Annotated in this window: 20 protein-coding genes and 2 pseudogenes; 15 read left to right on the top strand and 7 right to left on the bottom strand. The window is 69.2% G+C overall.

All coding sequences use genetic code 11. The features are described from left to right. Positions 1–492, bottom strand: coding sequence for a lamin tail domain-containing protein (locus ACN8HC_RS16730; RefSeq protein ID WP_490075977.1), 492 nt, complete (start codon positions 490–492; stop codon positions 1–3). Between the two features lie 66 nt (positions 493–558). Continuing rightward, a complete protein-coding gene (locus tag ACN8HC_RS16725; protein ID WP_490075976.1) occupies positions 559–1,053 on the bottom strand; it encodes a hypothetical protein in 495 nt (164 codons plus the stop codon). A gap of 97 nt (positions 1,054–1,150) precedes the next feature. Here ACN8HC_RS16725 and ACN8HC_RS16720 point away from each other — a divergent pair, with 97 nt between their 5' ends. The 6 genes and pseudogenes from ACN8HC_RS16720 to ACN8HC_RS16695 form a co-directional block, all read left to right on the top strand. Beyond that, positions 1,151–1,825, top strand: coding sequence for a helix-turn-helix transcriptional regulator (locus ACN8HC_RS16720; protein WP_490075975.1), 675 nt, complete (start codon positions 1,151–1,153; stop codon positions 1,823–1,825). Between the two features lie 32 nt (positions 1,826–1,857). Next, positions 1,858–4,881 carry a glycine--tRNA ligase gene (locus ACN8HC_RS16715; RefSeq protein ID WP_490075974.1) on the top strand — a complete coding sequence of 1,008 codons (3,024 nt, stop codon included), beginning with the start codon at positions 1,858–1,860 and terminating at the stop codon, positions 4,879–4,881. Between the two features lie 20 nt (positions 4,882–4,901). Next, positions 4,902–6,062 (top strand): cystathionine gamma-synthase, encoded by a 1,161-nt coding sequence (locus tag ACN8HC_RS16710; RefSeq protein WP_490075973.1) that lies wholly within the window; start codon positions 4,902–4,904, stop codon positions 6,060–6,062. A 226-nt stretch (positions 6,063–6,288) separates the two neighbouring features. Beyond that, a complete protein-coding gene (locus tag ACN8HC_RS16705; protein WP_490075972.1) occupies positions 6,289–7,269 on the top strand; it encodes an ATP-binding cassette domain-containing protein in 981 nt (326 codons plus the stop codon). After that, positions 7,266–7,985 (top strand): annotated as a pseudogene (locus ACN8HC_RS16700) (ABC transporter permease); the annotation flags it as partial. The gene ACN8HC_RS16705 and the pseudogene ACN8HC_RS16700, both read left to right, overlap by 4 nt. A 103-nt stretch (positions 7,986–8,088) precedes the next feature. Continuing rightward, a pseudogene (locus ACN8HC_RS16695) lies at positions 8,089–8,310 on the top strand (GreA/GreB family elongation factor); the annotation flags it as partial. Between the two features lie 64 nt (positions 8,311–8,374). On the opposite strand, the gene greA reads toward ACN8HC_RS16695, so the two are convergent. Continuing rightward, positions 8,375–8,866 (bottom strand): transcription elongation factor GreA, encoded by a 492-nt coding sequence (gene greA / locus ACN8HC_RS16690; RefSeq protein ID WP_490075971.1) that lies wholly within the window; start codon positions 8,864–8,866, stop codon positions 8,375–8,377. A gap of 179 nt (positions 8,867–9,045) precedes the next feature. After that, entirely contained in the window at positions 9,046–9,408 is a 363-nt protein-coding gene (locus ACN8HC_RS16685) for a DUF4307 domain-containing protein (RefSeq protein ID WP_490075970.1), read from the bottom strand. Between the two features lie 122 nt (positions 9,409–9,530). Here ACN8HC_RS16685 and mca point away from each other — a divergent pair, with 122 nt between their 5' ends. Both mca and ACN8HC_RS16675 read left to right on the top strand, forming a co-directional pair. After that, positions 9,531–10,469: a mycothiol conjugate amidase Mca gene (gene mca, locus ACN8HC_RS16680; RefSeq protein ID WP_490075999.1), complete on the top strand. Its 939-nt coding sequence runs from the start codon at positions 9,531–9,533 to the stop codon at positions 10,467–10,469. Continuing rightward, on the top strand, positions 10,462–10,725 hold the full coding sequence (locus ACN8HC_RS16675) for a hypothetical protein (protein ID WP_490075969.1): 264 nt from the start codon (positions 10,462–10,464) through the stop codon (positions 10,723–10,725). The genes mca and ACN8HC_RS16675 overlap by 8 nt, the downstream gene beginning before the upstream one ends. Before the next feature lie 4 nt (positions 10,726–10,729). Here the strand turns inward: ACN8HC_RS16675 and trhA are convergent, their stop codons facing one another. After that, positions 10,730–11,431 carry a PAQR family membrane homeostasis protein TrhA gene (gene trhA / locus ACN8HC_RS16670; RefSeq protein ID WP_490075968.1) on the bottom strand — a complete coding sequence of 234 codons (702 nt, stop codon included), beginning with the start codon at positions 11,429–11,431 and terminating at the stop codon, positions 10,730–10,732. 121 nt (positions 11,432–11,552) lie between these two features. On the opposite strand from trhA, the gene ACN8HC_RS16665 reads away from it, so the two are divergent. After that, a complete protein-coding gene (locus ACN8HC_RS16665) occupies positions 11,553–12,314 on the top strand; it encodes an isoprenyl transferase (RefSeq protein ID WP_490075967.1) in 762 nt (253 codons plus the stop codon). Here the strand turns inward: ACN8HC_RS16665 and ACN8HC_RS16660 are convergent. Then, complete coding sequence (locus tag ACN8HC_RS16660; RefSeq protein ID WP_490075966.1) at positions 12,281–13,357, bottom strand: S66 peptidase family protein; 1,077 nt, start codon at positions 13,355–13,357, stop codon at positions 12,281–12,283. The two genes, ACN8HC_RS16665 and ACN8HC_RS16660, sit on opposite strands and share 34 nt — an antisense overlap. A 300-nt stretch (positions 13,358–13,657) precedes the next feature. Between ACN8HC_RS16660 and phoH2 the strand changes: the two genes are divergently transcribed. The 3 genes from phoH2 (at position 13,658) to ACN8HC_RS16645 (ending at position 16,653) form a co-directional block, all read left to right on the top strand. Further along, the gene (phoH2, locus tag ACN8HC_RS16655) at positions 13,658–15,001 is read left to right on the top strand and encodes an RNA 5'-3' helicase PhoH2 (RefSeq protein WP_490075965.1); all 1,344 of its coding nucleotides are present in this window, start codon (positions 13,658–13,660) and stop codon (positions 14,999–15,001) included. A 333-nt stretch (positions 15,002–15,334) separates the two neighbouring features. After that, positions 15,335–16,111 (top strand): aggregation-promoting factor C-terminal-like domain-containing protein, encoded by a 777-nt coding sequence (locus ACN8HC_RS16650; protein WP_490075964.1) that lies wholly within the window; start codon positions 15,335–15,337, stop codon positions 16,109–16,111. 149 nt (positions 16,112–16,260) lie between these two features. Continuing rightward, a complete protein-coding gene (locus ACN8HC_RS16645) occupies positions 16,261–16,653 on the top strand; it encodes a hypothetical protein (RefSeq protein ID WP_490075963.1) in 393 nt (130 codons plus the stop codon). 15 nt (positions 16,654–16,668) lie between these two features. Here ACN8HC_RS16645 and coaA read toward each other — a convergent pair whose 3' ends face one another. Continuing rightward, entirely contained in the window at positions 16,669–17,622 is a 954-nt protein-coding gene (gene coaA / locus ACN8HC_RS16640; RefSeq protein WP_490075962.1) for a type I pantothenate kinase, read from the bottom strand. Between the two features lie 88 nt (positions 17,623–17,710). On the opposite strand from coaA, the gene glmS reads away from it, so the two are divergent. Genes glmS through ACN8HC_RS16625 form a run of 3 tightly spaced genes read left to right on the top strand, consistent with a single transcriptional unit; the run spans position 17,711 to position 21,410 of the window. Continuing rightward, complete coding sequence (gene glmS / locus ACN8HC_RS16635) at positions 17,711–19,564, top strand: glutamine--fructose-6-phosphate transaminase (isomerizing) (protein WP_490075961.1); 1,854 nt, start codon at positions 17,711–17,713, stop codon at positions 19,562–19,564. Between the two features lie 3 nt (positions 19,565–19,567). Beyond that, positions 19,568–19,918 (top strand): holo-ACP synthase, encoded by a 351-nt coding sequence (locus ACN8HC_RS16630; protein WP_490075960.1) that lies wholly within the window; start codon positions 19,568–19,570, stop codon positions 19,916–19,918. A gap of 10 nt (positions 19,919–19,928) precedes the next feature. Beyond that, positions 19,929–21,410, top strand: a complete 1,482-nt coding sequence (locus ACN8HC_RS16625; protein WP_490075959.1) for a bifunctional ADP-dependent NAD(P)H-hydrate dehydratase/NAD(P)H-hydrate epimerase — start codon at positions 19,929–19,931, stop codon at positions 21,408–21,410. The last annotated feature ends 1 nt before the right edge of the window (position 21,411 follow it).

The following is a 21,411-nucleotide window of genomic DNA, read 5'->3' as shown; positions in this document are numbered from 1 at the left end:
TCAGCAGTCCCGGTAGCCGGTCTTCGCGGCCAGCTGTGCCTTGGTCGGGACGTAGCTGCACGAGGCGACCTTGGTCGAACCCTTCATGAGATAGGCCGTGTCCGCCAGGACGCCGGCCTTCGTGCCGTTGTTCCACACCATCGAGCCCCGCTGCCAATACAGATCCGTCGCGGTGTTGCGCCCCTTGCCCGTGTGCAGCGTCACCGTCCTGCCGGCGCCGAGCCGGAACGTCGCCGGGAAGCGATAGACGTGGTAGTTGTTCCCGTCGTGGATCAGGTAGCCGGACAGGCTGATGGTCGTGCGAGTCACGTTCTTGACCTGGACGTACTCGCGGTTGAGCTTCGTCGTGGTGTATGGCGTGTCCGCACCCGGCTGGTCCGCGTAGAACCGGGCGAACTTCAGCGTCGTGGCCGCCTGCGCCGGCGCCGCGAGAGGCAGCGCCAAACCGGTGACGGCCGCGGTGGCGATGATGCCGGGGACGAGGCGACGCATGAACAAGCTCCTTCGGCGAGACGATGTCCGGCGTACCCGCCGAGTAAGCAAAGAGTAAAGAACAGTTCAGTGCGCGTCCAGCGAACGAGCAGAATCGGTCGTGGTGGCCGTGCCGGTCACCCGGTGCCGACGGAGCGGCGCGTCATACACGGACGCGAGCAGAGCCAGCACCAGGGCTGCGAGCAACAGCCCGAAGTCGCGCAACGCGATGTCGTAGAAGCCGGAGACCGTCAGCAGGTCGACGATGATGCCGGCCAGCCATAGTGCGACGACGTATGCCGCATAGCGAGGCTTGAGCGCGACCATGATGCCCGCGATCATCTCGACGACGCCGACGACATACATCGCGGTCTGGGCGGAGAACGGCAGGATGTCCACGATCCACGAGGCGAGGTAGCCGGGCCAGTCGGGGTTGAGGACCTTGACGAACTTGTCCAGTCCCATCCACAGCGGCAGGACCAAAAATCCGATGCGCAGGATCCAGAACGCGGCGAACGCCGGCTCGCGGCGGGCCCGATGCAGAACTCCCGAGGCCATGGTCGGGGCGGTTGACGAGGTCATGGCGGCCTTCCCTTCTATTGAATGATCGAGCTTCTTTTAGAAGCATGGAGCCACCGTGAACCATTTGTCAAACATTCTTGATGTTAGAATTTCCGGCATGCCCGCGACGACCGAGGACGACGACTGGGAACGCCTCAACGTGCTTGCCGACCCGGTGCGCCGGCAGCTGTACGACTACGTCACCACTCGTGAGTCGCCGGTCGGCCGGGAAGAAGCGGCGAAGGCGGCCGGGCTGAGTCGCACCCTCGCGGCATACCACCTCGATCGGCTCGCGGAGGCCGGGCTGCTCACGACCAGCTATGCGCGGACCGGCGGCAGGTCCGGTCCCGGAGCGGGCCGGCCGGCCAAGCACTACCGGCGGGCCGACCAGGAGGTGTCGGTCTCGGTGCCGCCCCGGAGTTACCGGCTGCTGGCCGACCTGCTCGCCGGCGCGATGACGGCGGATCCGTCGGGTGAGGTCCGGGCGGCGCTGCTGCGCGCGGCGGCCGAGCAGGGGCGGACGGCGGCGGCCGGCGGGGCCGACCTCGTCGGGAGCCTGCGCGAGCAGGGCTACGAACCGGTCGAGACGCCCGACGGGGACATCGTCCTGCGCAACTGCCCGTTCCATCGGATCGCGCGGCAGCACACCGAGCTCGTGTGCGGGCTCAACGAGGCGCTGCTGCGCGGCTGTCTCGCCGGCTGCGGTGACGACCCCGACCGCGCCGAGCTGGCGCCCGAGCCCGGCCGGTGCTGCGTGGTCATTCACCCGGGAGCTGCAGCGACCGTGAGGTGAGGCGGCGCCCTGCCGCTCGGTAGCCTGTCCCGGTGCTGACCGTGCAAGACGCCCTCATCCGCCTCCAGAAATTCTGGACCGACCGCGGCTGCATGATCGTGCAGCCGTTCAACACCGAGGTCGGTGCGGGCACCATGAACCCCGCGACCCTGATGCGGGTGCTCGGGCCGGAGCCGTGGCGCGTCGCGTACGTCGAGCCGTCGGTCCGCCCCGACGACAGCCGGTATGGCGAGAACCCCAACCGCCTGCAGACGCACACGCAGTTCCAGGTGATCCTCAAGCCGGAGCCGGGCAACCCGCAGGAGCTCTACCTGGAGTCGCTCGAGGCGCTGGACATCGACATCCACGCCCACGACATCCGCTTCGTCGAGGACAACTGGGCGCAGCCGGCCATCGGAGCCTGGGGACTCGGTTGGGAGGTCTGGCTGGACGGGATGGAGATCACCCAGTTCACCTACTTCCAGCAGGTCGGCGGGCAGAACCTCGACCCGATCCCGGTCGAGCTGACCTACGGCATCGAGCGCATCATGATGGCGCAGCAAGGGGTTTCACACTTCAAGGACATGCAGTACGCCCCGGGCATCACGTATGGCGAGGCCTTCGGCCAGCAGGAGTACGAGATGTCCCGCTACTACCTGGACGACGCGGACGTCGCGGCCAACCAGGAGTTCTTCGACCACTACGTGGCCGAGGCGAAGCGGATGATCGAGCAGCGGTTGCCCGTCCCGGCATACAACTATGTGCTGAAGTCGTCGCACGCGTTCAACGTGCTGGACGCGCGCGGCGCGATCTCGACAACCGAACGCGCCAAGGCGTTCTCGACGATGCGCGGCCTGGCCCGGGAGGTCTCCCAGCTATGGGTCGAGCGGCGCGGCGAACTCGACTTCCCGCTGCTGAAGACCGAGGCGCCGAAGGTGCTGGCCGGCACCGCGGTGCAGCACCCGGCCGACGCGCCGGAGGAGGGCGACCGGGCCGCGCTGCCGGCGGACGCACAGACGCTGGCGGTCGAGATCGGCGTGGAGGAGTTGCCGCCGCACGTCGTGGACCAGGCGATCGACTTCGTCCGGTCGTCCCTCACCGAACGCCTGACCGCGAGCCGGCTCACGCACGGGCCGATCGACGTCGTCGGCACCCCGCGCCGCATCGTCGCGACCGTCGCGTCGCTCTCCGCACACGAGCCGGACTCCGAGAGCTTTCGCAAGGGCCCGAAAGTTGCTGCTGCGTACGATGATTCGGGCGCTCCCACCAAGGCGGCGCAAGGGTTCGCGCGCGGACACGGCGTGGACGTGGCCGACCTCGTGCGCGCAGATTTCGACGGCGCGGAGCACGTGGCGGTGAAGGTGACGGAGGTCGGCCGCGACGTGCTGACCGTTGCCAGCGAGATCATCGGCGACATCGTCGAGACGTTGCGAGCCGACAAGAACATGCGCTGGTGCGACCCGCAGCTGTCCTACAGCCGCCCGGTCCGGTGGCTCGTCGCGCTCTGGGGCGAGACCGTCGTGCCGGTGCACGCGTCCCAGCTGACGTCTGGTCGCACCACCTACGTCCACCGCACCGACGCGACACCGCTGGTGCGGGTACCGAGCGCGGATCGGCTGCGTCCGGTTCTGGAAACGCACGGCCTCGTCGTGGACCCGGCGACTCGGCGGCAGCAGGTGATCGAGCAGTCTCGCGCGCTCGCGGAATCCGTCCAGGGCACTATCGATTTCGAGGGCGAGTCGGCGCTCGTCGATGAGATCACCAACCTGGTGGAGGAGCCACACCCGATCCTCGGCAGCTACGGCGAGAAGTACCTCACGCTGCCCGAGCAGATCCTCACCACCGTGATGCGCAAGCACCAGCGCTACCTGCCGGTGCGCGGTGCCGACGGCAGCCTGCTGCCCTACTTCGTGACGGTCGCCAACGGCGACTGTGACGACGAGCTGGTGCGCACCGGCAACGAGACGGTGTTGCGGGCGCGCTACGAGGATGCCGCGTTCTTCTATGACGCCGACCTGAAGGTGCCGCTCGCCGATCTCCGAGCCGGCATCGCCAAGCTGACCTTCGAGAACCGCCTCGGCTCGGTTGCCGAGCGTGCCGACCGCATCAACGCCGTGGCACGCCACATTGCTTCCGCCGTCGAGCTTTCTGACGATGAGCGGCAGACACTGGCACGGGCCGGCGAGCTGGCGAAGTTCGACCTCTCGTCACAGATGGTCATCGAGCTGTCCGCCCTCGCCGGCTTCATGGCTCGCGAGTACGCCACCAGAGCGGGGGAGAGCCCACAGGTGGCGCAGGCGCTCTGGGAGATGGAGCTGCCACGCTCCGCGGGGGATGCGCTGCCGCAGTCCACGCCCGGCGCCCTGCTCGCTCTCGCCGACCGATTCGACCTGCTGACAGCGATGTTCGCGATCGGCGCCAAGCCGTCCGGGTCGTCCGATCCGTTCGCGCTTCGTCGCGCCGCGCTCGGCCTGGTGTCGATCCTGCGCGAGCACCCGGAACTCGGAGTGATCACCGTCGACGCCGGTCTTGCCGCCGCGGCCGCGCGACTGCGCGAACAGGGCATCGACGTATCGGACGAATCGATCGACTCGGCAAAGGAATTCATCATCGGCCGGTTCGCCCAGCAGTTGCGTGACGAGAGTGTGCCGGTGGGACTGGTCGCCGCGGTGACGCCGTTGGCAGGCGCGCCGGGCGTCGCCACGCAGGCGCTCGCGGACATCGACGAAGCCCGCACGGACGACCGGTTCGCCGGGCTCGTCGAAGCGGTGCAGCGGATCACCCGGATCGTCCCGGAGGGCACGCCAGCGTCATACGACCGGGCACTGCTGGCCTCCGAGCCGGAGCAGGCCCTGGTCGTCTACGTCGACGAACTGCCCGACCACGCCAACGACACTCTGCCGCAATGGGTTCCGGACGCCTTGCCCGTCGTCGCGCCGCTCTCGAAGTTCTTCGATGACGTCATGCTGATGGTCGACGACGAGCAGTTGCGTGCGGCACGGCTCGGTCTGGTGCAGACGATCGTCGAGCGGGCTCCGCGCGGCATCGACTGGCGGGCGCTCAATTCGGCTCTCTAGCGCGCCGTAGACTCGACGGCATGACAGGTTTCTCCACTCGCGCCATTCATGCGGGTCAGGAGCCCGACCCCCGCACCGGTGCGGTCGTGCCCGCGATCTACCAGACCTCCACCTACAAGCAGGACGGCGTCGGGGGGCTCCGGGAGGGTTACGAATACTCCCGCTCCGGCAACCCCACCCGTAGTGCCCTCGAAGAGTGCATCGCGGCATTGGAAGGCGGCGCAAAGGGTTTCGCGTTCTCCTCGGGCCTCGCCGCCGAGGACTGCATCATGCGGGCGGTGCTGCGACCGGGCGACCACATGATCATTCCGACCGATGCGTATGGCGGCACCTTCCGCCTGGTCGACAAGGTGCAGCGCGTCTGGGGCGTCGACTACAGCCTCGCCAAGGTCTCCCAGGCGGACGCGATTCGCGGCGAGATCCGGCCGGGCGTCACCAAACTCGTCTGGCTGGAGACCCCGACCAATCCGCTGCTCGGCATCGCGGACATCGCGGCGATCGCGCAGATCGCGCACGAGGCGGGGGCCTTGCTCGTCGTGGACAACACCTTCGCGTCGGCATACCTGCAACAGCCGATCGCCCTGGGTGCCGACCTGGTGGTGCACTCGACCACGAAATACTCCGGCGGGCACAGCGACGTCGTCGGCGGCGCGGTCGTGGTGGCCGAAAACGTTGGTGTTCAAGCGTTCTCGGACCTGGCGGAACGGATCGGCTTCCACCAGAACTCCATGGGCGCGATCGCCGGACCGTTCGACTCTTGGCTGGTACTACGAGGCCTCAAGACCCTGTCGGTCCGGATGGAGCGGCACTGCGACAACGCCGAGAAGATCGTCGAGTTCCTGCGTGGCCGCGCGGACGTCACGCACATCTACTACCCGGGCCTGGACAGCCACCCGGGACATGACATCGCGGCGAAGCAGATGCGGCGCTTCGGCGGCATGGTCAGCTTCCAGGTCGAGGGTGGGGAGCAGCACGCCGTCGACGTCATCGGCCGCACCAAGATCTGGACGCTCGGGGAGTCGCTCGGCGGTGTCGAGTCGCTGATCGAGCATCCCGGCCGGATGACGCACGCGAGCGTCGCAGGCACCGAGCTCGAGGTACCGGCCGACCTGATCCGGCTCTCGGTCGGCCTGGAGGACGCGGACGACCTCATCGCCGACCTGGAGCAAGCACTCTCCTGATCGAGCGGCATACCAACTGATTGAGCGGCGTACGGAATCGACACGAATCCGTACGCCGCTCAATGCTGAGGTATGCCGGTCAATCGGCGTACGGCTTGGCGTTGACGGCGACACAAACGCGATATATCGTCATTCCGGAAGTCGCGATATGTCGCGATTAACCAGGAGCCGATTGTCCGAGGTCCGTGAGACCGTTGAATCGGGCAGCTGGGACAAGGGAGACGACATGGCCGACGCGGTCACAGCCGATGGGCTGGTCAAGCATTACAAGGACGTGAAGGCGGTCGACGGCGTGAGCCTGCGGGTGCCGGAGGGCAGCGTGCTGGGCGTGCTCGGGCCCAACGGCGCGGGCAAGACGACGACGGTGCGCATGCTGACGACGCTCATCCGGCCGGACGCGGGTGCCGCGACGGTGGCGGGCGCCGACGTGCTGCGCGACCCGCAGTCGGTGCGCCGCCGCATCGGGGTGTCGGGGCAATACGCGGCGGTCGACGAATACCTCACCGGGCGGGAAAACCTGGAGATGGTCGGCCGCCTCTACCACCTGCCGGCGAAAGAGGCGAAGGCGCGTGCGGTCGAATTGCTGCGTCAGTTCCGCCTCGATGACGCGGCAGGCCGGCCCGCCAAGACCTACTCCGGGGGCATGCGGCGCCGCCTCGACCTCGCGGGCGCGCTCGTCGCCCGGCCACCGGTGATCTTCCTCGACGAGCCGACCACCGGACTCGACCCGCGCAGCCGCGGCGACATGTGGGAGGTCATCAACGACCTGGTCGGCCAAGGCACTTCGGTCCTGCTGACGACCCAATATCTGGAGGAGGCCGACCGACTCGCCGACAACATCGTGGTGATCGATCACGGCCGGATCATCGCCGAGGGCACGGCCGACGAGCTCAAGGCGCAAGTCGGCGGCGAGCGCCTCGAGGTGACCGTTGCCGACGCGACACGGATCGCCGACGCGGCCCGCGTCATGGAGCTCGTGGGGTCCGGCGCGGTCGAGTCCGACGAGCACACCCGCCGCCTCATCGTGCCCGTCACCGGTGGCACCCAGTCGCTGCTGCAGGCGGTGCGGTCGTTCGACGAGCAGTCGATCACCGTGCAGGACATCGGCATTCGTCGTCCCACCCTGGACGACGCGTTCCTCAGCCTGACCGGCCACAAGGCCGAGGCCGACGACGAACTCGAAGCGCTCGTGGGGAAGTCCGCATGAAGACCCCAACCGACGCAGCGACGGAGGCCGTCACCGCCGTGCCCCGCGACCGGCAGGAGCAACCCCGCACCGGCAGCCTGATCGGCGACGGCCTGACCGTCGCCAAGCGCAACCTGATCAAGATCCGCCGGGTGCCCGATCTGCTGATCTTCACCACGTTGCAGCCGATCATGTTCGTGCTGCTCTTCGGCTACGTGTTCGGCTCGCTGGCCGGTGCCGGGGCTTCGGTGCAGGCCGGCTACCGCGAGTTCATGATGGCCGGCATCTTCTGTCAGACGATCATCTTCGGCGCGACGATCACCGGCTACATGATGGCCGAGGACATGCAGAAGGGAGTGATCGATCGCTTCCGCACCCTCCCGATGCATCCGAGCGCGGTGCTCTTCGGCCGCACCCTCACCGACGTCGTCAACAACGTGGTCGTGCTGGTCGTCATGTCGCTCACCGGGCTGGTCATCGGCTGGCGGATCCACAACGGCCCACTGCGCGCGGTGTGGGCCTACCTGCTGATGCTGCTGTTCGCCTACGCGTTGTCCTGGGTGTTCGCCTACGTCGGCCTGCGGGTGCGTTCGCCGGAGGTGGTCAACAACGCGTCGTTCATGATCATCTTCCCCGTCACGTTCATCGCCAACACCTTCGTGCCGTCGCAGAACATGCCCTCGATCCTCCGGCAGGTCGCCGGCTGGAACCCCGTGTCGGCGATCACCCAATCGGCCCGCCAGAACTTCGGCAACCTCTACGCGATGCAGGGGCCCGGGCAGACCCACGCGCAGGTCGACAGGCAGACGGCATACACCTGGGCGTTGCAGCACCCCGANCCCGGGCATGGTCGTCACCGTCGAGATGTTCGGCGAGCAGGAGAAGTTCCTGCTCGGCAGCCGCGAGATCGCCGGCGACTCCGACCTCGACGTCTACAGCGAGAAGTCACCGCTCGGCGGAGCCATCAACGGCGCCAAGGTGGGCGACCAGGTCTCCTACGAGGCACCGAACGGCAAGACCATCGACGTCAAGGTGCTCGAGGCCACGGCCTACACCGGCTGAGTTCGACAAGCCACGAAGGGGCGCCGCGACGATCGTCGCGGCGCCCCTTCGTGGCTTGTCGAACTCAGCCGGTGTAGGCCGTGGCCTCGAGCACCTTGACGTCGATGGTCTTGCCGTTCGGTGCCTCGTAGGAGACCTGGTCGCCCACCTTGGCGCCGTTGATGGCTCCGCCGAGCGGTGACTTCTCGCTGTAGACGTCGAGGTCGGAGTCGCCGGCGATCTCGCGGCTGCCGAGCAGGAACTTCTCCTGCTCGCCGAACATCTCGACGGTGACGACCATGCCCGGGCTCACGACACCCTCGGTGGCCTTGGACTGTCCGACGACCGCGTTGCGCAGCAGCTCCTCCAGCTGGCGGATGCGGGCCTCCATTTTCCCCTGCTCCTCCTTGGCCGCGTGGTAGCCGCCGTTCTCCTTGAGGTCGCCCTCTTCGCGCGCTTCCTCGATCTTGGCGGCGATATCGGCGCGGCCCTCGCCGGAGAGATGGTCCAGCTCGGCCTTGAGGCGGTCGTAAGCCTCCTGGGTCAGAAAGCTGGCCGATGCATCAGCACTGCTCATGACGAAGTTCTCCTTCAGGTCGTCGGACCTTGGTCAAACAATTAGGTCCGGGGCCGCTCCGGCTCGTGGCTCGGATGCTGGTCCCAGACCTTGGGTATAGCGATCAACCATAGCATCGGAAACCGGCTGTCCCGAATCGGTTGCGGAACCACGCGACGCGCGGCGCGCCGCAGTTGCGTTCAGCGGTATTCGCAGTGGTCCACGATGCCGGTGACCGCTGTGGAGACCGTCTTGACGGTGCGCGTGTACGAGGTGGTGGTGTAGTGGCTCGGTGGCAGATCGACGGTGAGCACCCCGACCCGGTTGTGAGTGATGTCCTGCGCCTCGAGGGTGCACCGGACCGGCTTGCCGTCCTGGTTGGTCACGAAGAACGTGATGTCGACGCTGCGCGAGCCGTTGACCTTGTACGGTCCGTTCTCCCAGCTGACCCCGCGGGTGGCGGAGATGCCCCACCAGCTGGCGAGGCCGATGCCGATCAGGACGCCGATGGTGCCGATGATCCACCACTTGCGCTGCTCGGGTGCGGGTCGGGGGATCGCCATGAAGTGAGAGGATAGATCTCGACCTTGCGGCGGTTGCTGGTCGCCCCCGTGCGCCGGACGGCGCCGCCCAACCCCCAGCCTTTCCACGAGGAGTGCAGCACGTGAATCAGGGCCTGCGCCTGATGGCGGTCCACGCCCACCCCGACGACGAGTCCAGCAAAGGATCGGCCACCATGGCGCGCTACGTCGACGAGGGACACCCGGTGATGGTGGTGACCTGCACGGGTGGCGAACGCGGCGACATCCTCAACCCCCGCCTGATGGGCAATGCCGACATCGCACGGGACCTGCCGCAGGTGCGGCGGGCGGAGATGGCCAAGGCGCGCGAGATCCTGGGCGTGCAGCAGACCTGGCTCGGGTTCGTCGACTCCGGCCTGCCCGAAGGTGACCCGCTGCCGCCTCTGCCGGAGGGTTGTTTCGCGCTCGAGCCGCTCGACATCACCACCGAGGCGCTCGTGCGGGCGATCCGCGACTTCCGGCCGCACGTCGTCACGACGTATGACGAGAACGGCGGCTACCCGCACCCGGACCACGTCATGACGCACGACGTGACCATCGCAGCGTTCGAAGCCGCCGGCGACCCGGAGGCCTTCCCGCACGCCGGTGCACCGTGGCAGCCGCTGAAGCTCTACTACGACCGGGGCTTCTCCGCGGCCAAGATGACGGCGTTCCACGAGGCGTTGCTCGAGGACGGGCGCGAGTCGCCATACGCGGAGTGGCTCGAGCACCGCAAGAACCGCCCCGAGGGCCGGGTGACCACCCGCGTCGAGTGCTCCAAGTACTTCCCGGTGCGGGAACAGGCGCTGCTCGCGCACGCGACCCAGATCGACCCGGACGGCACCTTCTTCGCGTTGTCGCCCGCCGACCAGGCGCGGGTGTGGCCGACCGAGGAGTTCGACATCGCCCGGTCCTATGTGCCGATCGCCGAGGGCGAGGACGACCTTTTCGCCGGCCTGCCACAGGACGTGGCGGAGGCCGACGCGATGGCGACCGGGCCGCTCGGCCCGCCGGTCGTCGATGATGTGAGACAGCGAGTGGCGCAGGAGGCGACCCATGGGTGACGGTGGCAACGAGAGCGTTGCGGTCACGGCGGGCATCTGGGGATTCGTGGTGCTGTTCGCGCTGGCGATCGCCTGCTGGCTGCTCTTCCGCAGCATGAACAACCACCTGCGCAAGACGCAGTGGCAGCAGGAGCACGACCACCCGGTGCGGCAGCGCATCCCGACGGCGCCGCGGCGCACGCCCGAACCGCCCGAGACCGCGGAGCAGGACACGGCGCCGCCGATCGGCGAACCCGACGACCCGACGCGCGGCTGACGCGTCAGGCGGCTGCGTGGCCGTAGATCGCGAGTGACGCCGCGATGTAGTGCGCGATGAACCCGATCACGGTGAACGAGTGGAACACCTCGTGGAAGCCGAACCACCGCGGTGACGGGTCGGGCCGCTTGGTGCCGTAGACGATCGCACCGAGGGTGTAGCAAGCACCGCCCACCGCGATGAGGGTGATGATCGCCGGGCCGCCGGAGCGCATCAGCGGCCCGAAGTAGAAGATCGCGACCCAGCCGAGCGCGACGTAGATCGGGGTGTAGAGCCACCGCGGTGCGCCCACCCAGCAGACCCGGAACAACACGCCGAGCGCGGCGCCGCTCCACACCAGCAGGAGCAGGGTCACCGCAGCGCGGCCGTGCAGCAGCGTCAGCGCGAACGGCGTGTAGGTGCCCGCGATGATCAGGAAGATGTTGGAGTGGTCCATCCGCTTGAGGGTGCGCTCCACGCGTGGACTCCACGTGCCCCGGTGGTATGTCGCGGACGTGCCGAACAGCACCGCCGCGGTCACCGCGAACACCGCCGCGCCGATCCGGCCGCGCGTCGTCGGCGCGAGGCAGACCAGCACGATGCCGGCGGCCACGGCGAGCGGTGTCATGCCGGCGTGCAGCCAGCCCCGCAGCTTGGGCTTGACCGCCCGGATGAGGTCGGCGGCGTCCTGCTGCAGCGAGCGCCCGGCCGGGGATGGCTGGATCATGCGGTCAAGAATAAGTGAGCCGGCTGGGACCGGAACTGTCGCGCTGCCACGCCGAAACCGGTGTCTCGGCATAGTGTGGTGCGTGGGATTCGTCGAGTGATGAGGGAAGCGGGGCCGGCCGATGCGCGTCAGTGATCTGCTCTATGCGGCATACGAGCGACACGTGCGCAAGTCGCTGCCGGAGCAGAACCTCCCGCGCCACGTGGGTGTGATGCTCGACGGCAACCGCCGCTGGGCCAAGGCTCGTGGGGCACAGACCGCGGACGGTCACCAGGCGGGCGCGGACAACATCAAGCCGCTGCTCGAGTGGTGCGAGGAAGCCGGTGTCGAGGTCGTCACGCTCTGGCTGCTGTCGACCGACAACCTCGGACGGTCACCCGCCGAGCTCACCCCGCTGCTCGGCATCATCGAGGGCGCCGTCGAGAGCCTCGCGGCGCAGCAGCGCTGGCGGCTGCACCCGGTGGGCGCGCTCGACCTGCTGCCCGATTCCACCTCGCAGGTCCTGAAGCAGGCAGCGGATGCCACGACGACCGTCGACGGGATGATCGTCAACGTCGCCGTCGGGTATGGCGGGCGTCGCGAGATCGCCGACGCCGTCCGGGCGATGCTGCAGGAGCACGCCGCACGCGGCACCTCCCTGGAAGAACTCGCCGAGACACTCGACGTGGAGCACATCGCGCAGCACCTCTACACCAAGGGACAACCGGACCCCGACCTGGTCATCCGCACCTCCGGCGAGCAGCGCCTGGGCGGGTTCCTGCTGTGGCAGAGCGCGCACTCGGAGTTCTACTTCTGCGAGGCCTATTGGCCCGACTTCCGGCGCGTCGACTTCCTGCGAGCGCTGCGCGCCTATGCCGAGCGGGACCGCCGCCTCGGTAAGTAGTCTCCGGTCGAGTCGAAGTGCGCGGTGATCGTCCGGTTCTCCCCGTCGACGGTCACGCTCCCGCCATACGGCAACAGCAGTTGCGGGCTGGTGTGCCCGAAGTCGACATCGAGCGCCACGACGAGGTCCGGGTTGTATTCGGAGACCACGCGCAGCACGGCGTCCCGGTGCTCGGCGCGGCGTGACCGCGCCGCCTCCTTGGTCGTCGGGTGCTCGTGGTCGCTGACCGGTGGCCGGCCCCAGAGCAGCGCGGCGGCGACCTCGAGGATCCCGCGTTCGCCGAGGTTGCGCAGCTGCCGGTAGTTCTGGTCCGGGGTGGGCAGTTCCTCGTGCGCCTCCACGAGCAGCACCGTGCCGGCATACGCATCGACCGGGTGCATCCAGCGGTTCGCCGCGAGCGTCCACTCCACGATCTCCAGGCAGCCACCCCACGTCGGGCCGGTGACCGACCTGCCCGGGCCGTTCCACGTCCACGGCTCGGCGGCCAGGTCCGGCGCGGCCTCGGTCAGCGCGCGCGGGTCGTCCCACCGGATGCCGACGTCCCGGGTGCGGGCCGGCGGTGTCAGCCGGACGTCACCACCGAAGAGCGCGGCGCGGAGGGATTCCAGATGTAGCTCGTCGGGCACCGGGCCCAGGTGGACCTGGGTGGAGCCGCCGTAGATCCCGGCGATGCCGTGGAACCACAGGTAATTGAGCAGATTGGTGTTGTCGCTGTAGCCGCAGAACCGCTTCGGGTTGGCCCGGATGGTCGCGGGGTCGAGGTGCGGCAGGACGGCGATCTGGTCGTCGCCGCCGATGGTCGCGAGGATGCCCTTGATCTCCGGGTCGGCGAAGGCGGCGTCGAGATCGGCCGCCCGCTCGGCCGGCGTCGCGTCCCGGCGGGTGGTGGGGAATTCGACCGGCTCGACACCGATCTCGTCGCGCAGCCGCCGCAGCGCCTGCTCGTGTATGGCGGGGAAGTGCGCCGGCGCGGCCCAGCTCGGGGAGAGGACGGCGACCCGGTCGCCGGGTCGCAGTGCATGCGGCAGCACGGGTGTCGGCATACGACCCATCCAACCGGCGGCGGGCGGCGGACCGCAAACCGATTCACGGGGCGGCCGACACGCCTGCGGCACACCGGAAAACGCGACGCAACCGGCGTGTTGTGGTGACTTCGGCCGCCGCCTGGGTAAGTGTCATCCGTGACGCAGCGCGATCCCCGTGCTGCGTTCGGGAGGCCCGACGATGGAGCGATCAACGCTCCGGACGGAGGGCCGGCACCGGCCCTTCAGGGTCCGGTCCCGGCACTTGGTCCGCGAGTAGGTCACACGGCGACACATGCCGCGTGACTGGAGGAGATCGTCATGGCTCACAGCTCCCAGCCCTCCCCTTCGACGTCCACCACGGCAACGCCGCGCGGCATCCGCACCTACGTGCTCGACACGTCGGTGCTGCTGTCCGATCCTCGGGCGATGGGCCGGTTCGCCGAGCACGAGGTCGTGCTCCCGGTGGTGGTCGTGACCGAGCTGGAGGCCAAACGGCACCACCCCGAGCTCGGCTACTTCGCCCGGACCGCGCTGCGCGCGCTCGACGACCTGCGGGTGGAGCACGGCCGGCTCGACGCGCCGGTGCCGATCGGCGACGGCGGCACCCTGCGGGTCGAGCTCAATCACACCGACCCCCAGTCGCTGCCGAGCGGTTTCCGGTTGGGGGACAACGACTCCCGCATCCTGGCGGTTGCGCGCAACCTGGCTGACGAAGGTCGCGACGTCACGATCGTCAGCAAGGACCTGCCCATGCGGGTCAAGGCGTCGGCGGTCGGGTTGTGCGCCGAGGAATACCGCGCCGAGCTGGTCGTCGAGTCCGGCTGGACAGGCATCGCGGAGCTGGACGTCTCCCGGCAGCAATTGGACAGCCTGTATGACGAGGGCCGTCTCGACCTCACCGAGGCCGCCGACCTGCCGTGCAACACCGGTGTCGTGCTGATGGGCGCGGGCAGCAGCAGCGCGCTCGGCCGGGTCATGGCCGACAAGTCGGTGCGGTTGGTGCGCGGCGACCGGGACGCGTTCGGGCTGCACGGCCGCTCCGCGGAGCAGCGCATCGCGCTCGACCTGCTGCTCGACCCCGATGTCGGCATCGTCAGCCTGGGCGGCCGGGCCGGCACCGGCAAGTCGGCGCTCGCGCTGTGCGCCGGGCTCGAAGCCGTCATGGAGCGGCGCCAGCACAGCAAGGTCATCGTGTTCCGGCCGCTCTACGCGGTCGGTGGCCAGGAGCTGGGCTATCTGCCGGGCACCGAGAACGAGAAGATGGGTCCGTGGGCGCAGGCCGTCTTCGACACCCTCGGGGCGGTGGTCTCGCGTGAGGTGACCGAGGAGGTCCTCGATCGTGGCTTGCTCGAGGTGCTGCCGCTCACCCACATCCGCGGCCGGTCACTGCACGACGCGTTCGTGATCGTCGACGAGGCCCAGTCGCTCGAACGCGGGGTGCTGCTCACCGTCCTCTCGCGGATCGGTCAGAACTCCCGGATCGTGCTCACCCACGACGTCGCGCAGCGCGACAACCTGCGGGTCGGCCGGCACGACGGCGTGGCTGCCGTCATCGAGAAGTTGAAGGGTCACCCGCTCTTCGGGCACGTCACGTTGCACCGGAGCGAGCGCAGCCCGATCGCCGCGCTGGTGACCGATCTGCTGGAAGGATCTGACTCCTAATCCCCACGAAGTTCTCCGCTCGCGGGCTCGCTCCGATACTTCGTGGGGGCCCCGGTCCGAGGACAACATTTCGCCATTGCTCCGCGTGAGCCGCAAATTCTTCCGGCGTGATATCTCGTTTCGGTAACGCTCGGGTGACTTTTCGGGGTAGCCTTCCTGGCGGCGCACTTGACACGAGGGTTCCGTAAGGACCCGTTCGAGTGCGACATAGGGGTGCGACAGGGCTGCACGGTCCTGTCGCACCCCTATGTCCGGCCGCAGCTCGCACCCACCGGGAGCGACTGCGTGGTTCGGGTGCGCCGGCCATGTCCCCGCCCGAAAGGCTGCTGCTTCATGTCTCGTCCCAAGGGACGTCACCGCGCCCGTCGCGACACCGGTATTCACGCACTTCGTCGGCCCGCGGTAGCAGCAACCGCAGCGATCTCGACGGTTTCGGTCGCTGCCGCGGCATACTCCACCGCCGCCAGCGCCAGTGCAAGTGTTGCCGGCACCGCCCAGACCGAGATCGTGCTCGATGCACCCACCACCTCGACCGCTCTGCGTGCCGCCGACGCGGCAGTGACCGGCGACGCGCAGGCGCAGCTCGCGGCCGCCAACCAGGCGGTTGCGGCGCGGGCCGCCGCGGACGCCAGGAGCAAGGCCGCGGCCGCCGCCCGCGCCACCGCCGCGACCACGCTGCAGGCGAAGGCAGCAGCGAGCGCCAAGGACGCGCTCAGCGCCGACGCGGCGAAGAAGGCCGCGGCGAAGAAGAAGCCGGCGCGGGCGGCGGCGCCCTACACCTCGCGCGACAGCTCGCGGCCGACCTACACCGGCAGCCCGCAGGCGATCGCGTCGGCGATGCTCGGCTCCTACGGCTGGGGCCAGGACCAGATGGGCTGCCTGGTCAGCCTGTGGAATCGCGAGTCCGGCTGGAACGCCTCCGCGACCAACCCGGGCTCCGGCGCCTACGGCATTCCACAGTCGCTGCCCGGTGGCAAGATGGCCAGCGCCGGCGCCGACTGGCGCACCAACCCGGCCACCCAGATCCGGTGGGGCCTGGGCTACATCAGGTCGACCTACGGCTCACCCTGTGGCGCGTGGGGTCACTCGCAAGCCACCGGCTGGTACTGACCCGCCGACTCGTCCCTCGTCGTCGCGTCAGTACTTGAAGTCGATGTCCGTCCTCCGGCCGGTACTGACGCCACTTGGTACTGAAGCCACAACTCGCCGAGGATGCGCGGGGCGCGGACCGGATCGGCGAACGGGCTATTTTGGGCACCATGCTCCTGCACAAGCGCTGGTTCGTCGCGGTCTACTGGGTGGCCGCCGTGGTGCTCATCGGCCTCGGTGGGGCACTTGGCGCGAAGTGGGGGGACTCGGAGGCGCCGACCTTCAACAACGAGGACAAGGGCTCTGTCCCGGCCACGAGCGTCTCGCACCTGCTCTACCAGGTGTTCGGCGGCGTGCTGCTGGCGCTGATCGTCGCCGCCGTCCTCGCCGGCGTCTGGTTGCTCCTGTGGGTGCGTGCCCGCCGGCTCGAGGGCGGGTATGACGACTTCGACCCGGACGACGAGGACAGCATGTCCGTCGACGACGTCGAGCACATGTTCACCGACGACGAGGACGAGGACGCCAGCGAGCAGCCGGCGGCGCCGCCCAAGCATCGTCGCTAGGACCGGTCGGCCGGCTCAGACCTTGCGCAGCCGCACCCGGGTCACGTGGTGGCTGGAGTCCTTGCGGAGCACCAGGGTCGCCCGGCTGCGGGTGGGGGCGACGTTCTGCTCCAGGTTGGGCCCGTTGATCGTGTCCCAGATCTGCCCGGCCCGCTCGACGGCCTGTTCGTCGCTGAGCGCGGCGTAGCGGTGGAAGTAGGCGTTCGGGTCGGCGAACGCCGTCTGCCGCCAGCGCAGGAAGCGCTCGACATACCACTCCTTGATGTGGTCCTCGCGGGCGTCGACGTAGACCGAGAAGTCGAAGAAGTCCGACACGGCGAGCGTGCCGCGCTGGTCGGTGCTCGGCGCGGACGGCTGCAGCACGTTGAGGCCTTCGACGATGAGCACATCCGGCTGCTGCAACTCGATCAGCTCGCCGGGCACGATGTCGTAGGTCAGGTGGGAGTAGACCGGTGCGCTCACGTTCGGCGCCCCCGACTTGACCTCCGAGAGAAAGCGGATGAGCCGCCGCCGGTCGTAGGACTCCGGGAAACCCTTGCGCTCCAGCAGGTTGCGGCGTTCCAGCTCCGCATTGGGGAAGAGGAACCCGTCGGTGGTCACCAGGTCGACACGGGGTGTGCCCGGCCAGCGGCCGAGCAGCTCGCGCAGGATGCGTGCAGTGGTGGACTTGCCGACCGCCACGGAGCCGGCGATGCCGATCACGAACGGCGTGCGCGCCGGACGTTCGCCGAGGAAGTCGGTGGTCACCCGGTGCAGCCGGCCAGTGGCCCCGACATACAGGTTGAGCAGCCGGGAGAGTGGCAGGTAGATCTCCTCGACCTCGGGCATGTCGAGGCGGTCGCCGGTGCTGCGCAGCCGCCGGATGTCGTCGGCGGTGAGATTCATCGGATGCGAATCGCGGAGGCCGGACCACGCCGCTCGGTCGAACTCCAGGTATGGCGACGGGACGGACGTGCGGCTGCGAGTCACCGGGCCATTGTCCACGACAGCACCGCGGAGCGGCCCTTCGGCGGGTCGGGTCGGCTCGGTCCGGAACCGATCGGGTTGAATGACGCCTATGTGCGGAATCGTCGGGTATGTCGGGCCAGCGCCGAGTTCACGAGCCCAGGACGTCGTGATGGAGGGGCTCGCGAGGCTGGAATACCGCGGGTACGACTCCGCCGGCATCGCCGTGGTCGCCGACGACGTGGTGGCGGTGCGGAAGCGCGCGGGCAAGCTGGCCAACCTGGTCGCCGAGATCGGTGAGCACCCGCTGCCGGAGTCGCGGACCGCGATCGGGCACACCCGGTGGGCGACACACGGGGGCCCGACCGACGCCAATGCGCACCCGCATCTGGGCGGCCCGGACGGCAAGCTGGCGCTCATCCACAACGGCATCATCGAGAACTTCCACGTCCTGCGTACCGAGCTGGTGGAGTCCGGGACGGAGTTCGCGTCGGAGACCGACACGGAGGTCGTCGCCCAGCTGCTGGCGCGGGCGTATGACGGAGACCTCACCCGGGCCATGCAGACCGTGGTGGCGCGGCTGGAGGGCGCGTTCACGCTGCTCGCCGTACACGCCGACCAGCCGGGCGTGGTCGTCGGCGCGCGCCGCAACAGCCCGCTGGTCGTCGGGCTCGGCGAGGGGGAGAACTTCCTGGGCTCCGACGTCGCAGCCTTCATCGGCTACACCCGCGACGCGCTGGAGCTGGAGCAGGACCAGATCGTCACCATCACTCCCGACCGGGTCGACGTCGTCGGCTTCGACGGTGACCCGGCGAAGGGCAAGCCCTTCCACGTCGACTGGGACGCCGAAGCAGCCGAGAAGGGCGGCTTCGACTGGTTCATGGAGAAGGAGATCCACGAGCAGCCGCAGGCCGTCCGGGACACCCTGCTCGGGCGCACCGACGAGACCGGTGCCCTGACGCTCGACGAGCTGCGGATCTCCGAGGAGCAGCTGCGCAGCGTCGACCGGATCACCTTCGTGGCGTGCGGCACCGCGGCATACGCCGGGATGGTCGCGAAGTACGCCATCGAACGCTGGACCCGCATCCCGGTCGAGGTCGCGCTGGCCCACGAGTTCCGCTACTGCGATCCGATCGTCGACGGCCGCACGCTGGTGGTGTCGATCAGCCAGTCCGGCGAGACCATGGACACGCTGATGGCGGTCAAACACGCGCGGGACCTCGGCGCGCTGACGGTGTCGATCTGCAACACGCACGGCGCGACCATCCCGCGTGAGTCCGACGCCGTGCTCTACACCCACGCCGGACCGGAGATCGCCGTCGCGTCCACCAAGGGTTTCCTGTCCCAGATCACCGCGTGCTACCTGCTCGGGCTCTATCTCGCGCAACTGCGTGGCGAGTCGTATGCTGACGACGCGCGCGTCGTGCTCACCGAGCTGCACGAGACGCCCGACCGGGTCGCCGAGGTGCTGACCCGCCTGGACCGCGTCCGCGAGATCGCCCACTTCATGGCCGACACCCGCTCGGTGCTCTTCCTCGGCCGGCACGTCGGCTCCCCGGTCGCGCTGGAGGGCGCGCTGAAGCTGAAGGAACTCGCCTACATCCACGCCGAGGGGTTCGCCGCCGGCGAGCTCAAGCACGGTCCGATCGCGCTCATCGAGCCCGGCCAGCCGGTCTTCATCGTGGTGCCGGGTCCGGACACACCGCACGGCCTGCACGGCAAGGTCGTGTCCAACATCCAGGAGATCCGAGCCCGTGGCGCGCGCACGCTGGTGATCGCGCAGGACGGCGACACCGCGGTGGAGCCGTTCGCCGACGAGGTGATCCGGGTGCCGCGCACCTCGCCGATGCTGCAGCCGCTGGTGACGGCCGTGCCGCTGCAGGTCTTCGCCCTGGAGCTGGCCAACGCCAAGGGCCTGGACGTCGACCAGCCGCGCAACCTGGCCAAGTCCGTGACGGTCGAGTAGCCGATGATCGTCGGGGTCGGCATCGACGTCGTCGACGTGGAGCGGTTCGTGGCGAAGCTGGCGGCGACTCCGCGGCTGGCCGAGCGGCTCTTCGTGCCGGCGGAGCGGGCACTGCCGCCCAACTCCCTGGCGGGGCGGTTCGCGGCCAAGGAAGCGCTCGCCAAGGCACTCGGTGCGCCCGTCGGCCTGCACTGGGTCGACGCGGTCGTCGTCAAGGACGCGGCCGGCAAACCGTCGTGGCAGCTGCACGGCTCGGTCGCGGCACGGGTGGACCAGCTCGGCATACGCTCGTTACACCTGTCGATCTCGCACGACGCGGGCATCGCGTCGGCGGTTGTCGTCGCCGAGAGCTAGGAGTCCGGGCATGATCCGCGCGTATGGCGTTCCCGAGGTGCGGGCCGCGGAGGAAGCCGTGCGCGCACAACTGGCCGACGGCGAGTTGATGCAGCGGGCGGCATCCGGTCTGGCGGCGGTGGTGCGGGCGCGGCTGTCGGAGGAAGGCGGCGAGCGGATCGTGGTGCTCGCCGGTGGAGGAGACAACGGCGGTGACGCCCTGTATGCCGCCGCCTCGCTCGCGGCGGAGGGCGCCGACGTGCTGGCCGTCCTGGTCGGGTCGCGCACGCACGAGTCCGCGTTGGCTGCAGCTGAAGCCGCCGGTGTCTCGATCGACGTATGGCGCTCCGGCGATGCGTCCGACTCGGTGCTCACCGCGCTGGGAGATGCCGACGTGGTGCTCGACGGCATTCTCGGCATCGGTGGCCGGCCCGGGCTGCCCGAGCACCTCCGCACGCTGCCCGACCTGATCGGCGACGGCGCGCTGGTGATCGCGGTCGATCTGCCGTCCGGTTGTGACCCGGCGGGGGAGGTGCGCAGCGACGCCGTCTACGCCGACGAGACCGTCACCTTCAGCCTGGCCAAGCCGGTCCACCTGATGCCGGCGACGGAGCAGGCTGTCGGGTTGCTGACGGTCGTCGACATCGGGGTGCCGGAGCCGGACGTCGTTGCGGTCGAACGGTTCTCGCATGCCGACGGCACCGGGCTCTGGCCGGTGCCGGCCCCGGGTGACGACAAATACTCCCGAGGTGTGCTCGGGGTGGTGACCGGTGGGGAGCACTACACGGGCGCGGCCCTGATGTCGGTCACCGCGGCGGTGACCGCGGGGGTCGGCATGGTGCGTTACGTGGGACCGCAGGCGCCGACCGACTTGCTGCGGCAGACGGTGCCCGAGGCGGTCTTCGGCGCCGGCCGTGTCCAGGCCTGGCTGATCGGCTCCGGCATGGATCTGGCCGATGCCTCGGACGAGCAGCTGGACGTGGCCCGCGACGCGCTCGCGTCGGACCTGCCGGTGTTGCTCGATGCCGGCGGGCTCGACCTGCTCGACGCACCGCGTGAAGCGCCCACCCTGTTGACGCCGCACCTGGGCGAATTACTGCGGCTGGCAAGCCGGCTCGGCATACCAGGTCCTGACGGTGCGGAGCTGACCGAGGCCGACGTGCACCGTGCGCCCACCGTCGTCGGCCAGCAGGTGGCGGACCGGCTGAACTGCACCGTTCTGGTCAAGGGTGCGGTCACGGCGGTCATCTCACCGTCGGCTGCCGGCGTGCCGGTCCTCACCCAGTCCGACGGTCCCGCCTGGTTGGCGACAGCCGGCGCCGGGGACGTGCTCGGCGGGGTGTGCGGTGCGCTGCTCGCGGCCGGCCTGCCGCCGGCAGCGGCGGGGGCGTTGGGTGCGCTGGTCCACGGCGTGGCCGGACACCGGGCCAATCCGGGCGGACCGGTGCGCGCCATGGACGTCGCACACGAGATCGGACGGACCGTCGCGCACCTGCTCCGACTGCCGGCGTGAC

It is taken from the genome of Flexivirga sp. YIM B11880, from assembly GCF_058148645.1.
Note: the sequence above shows the minus strand (reverse complement) of the source record. Positions and strands in the feature narration are given on the sequence as shown.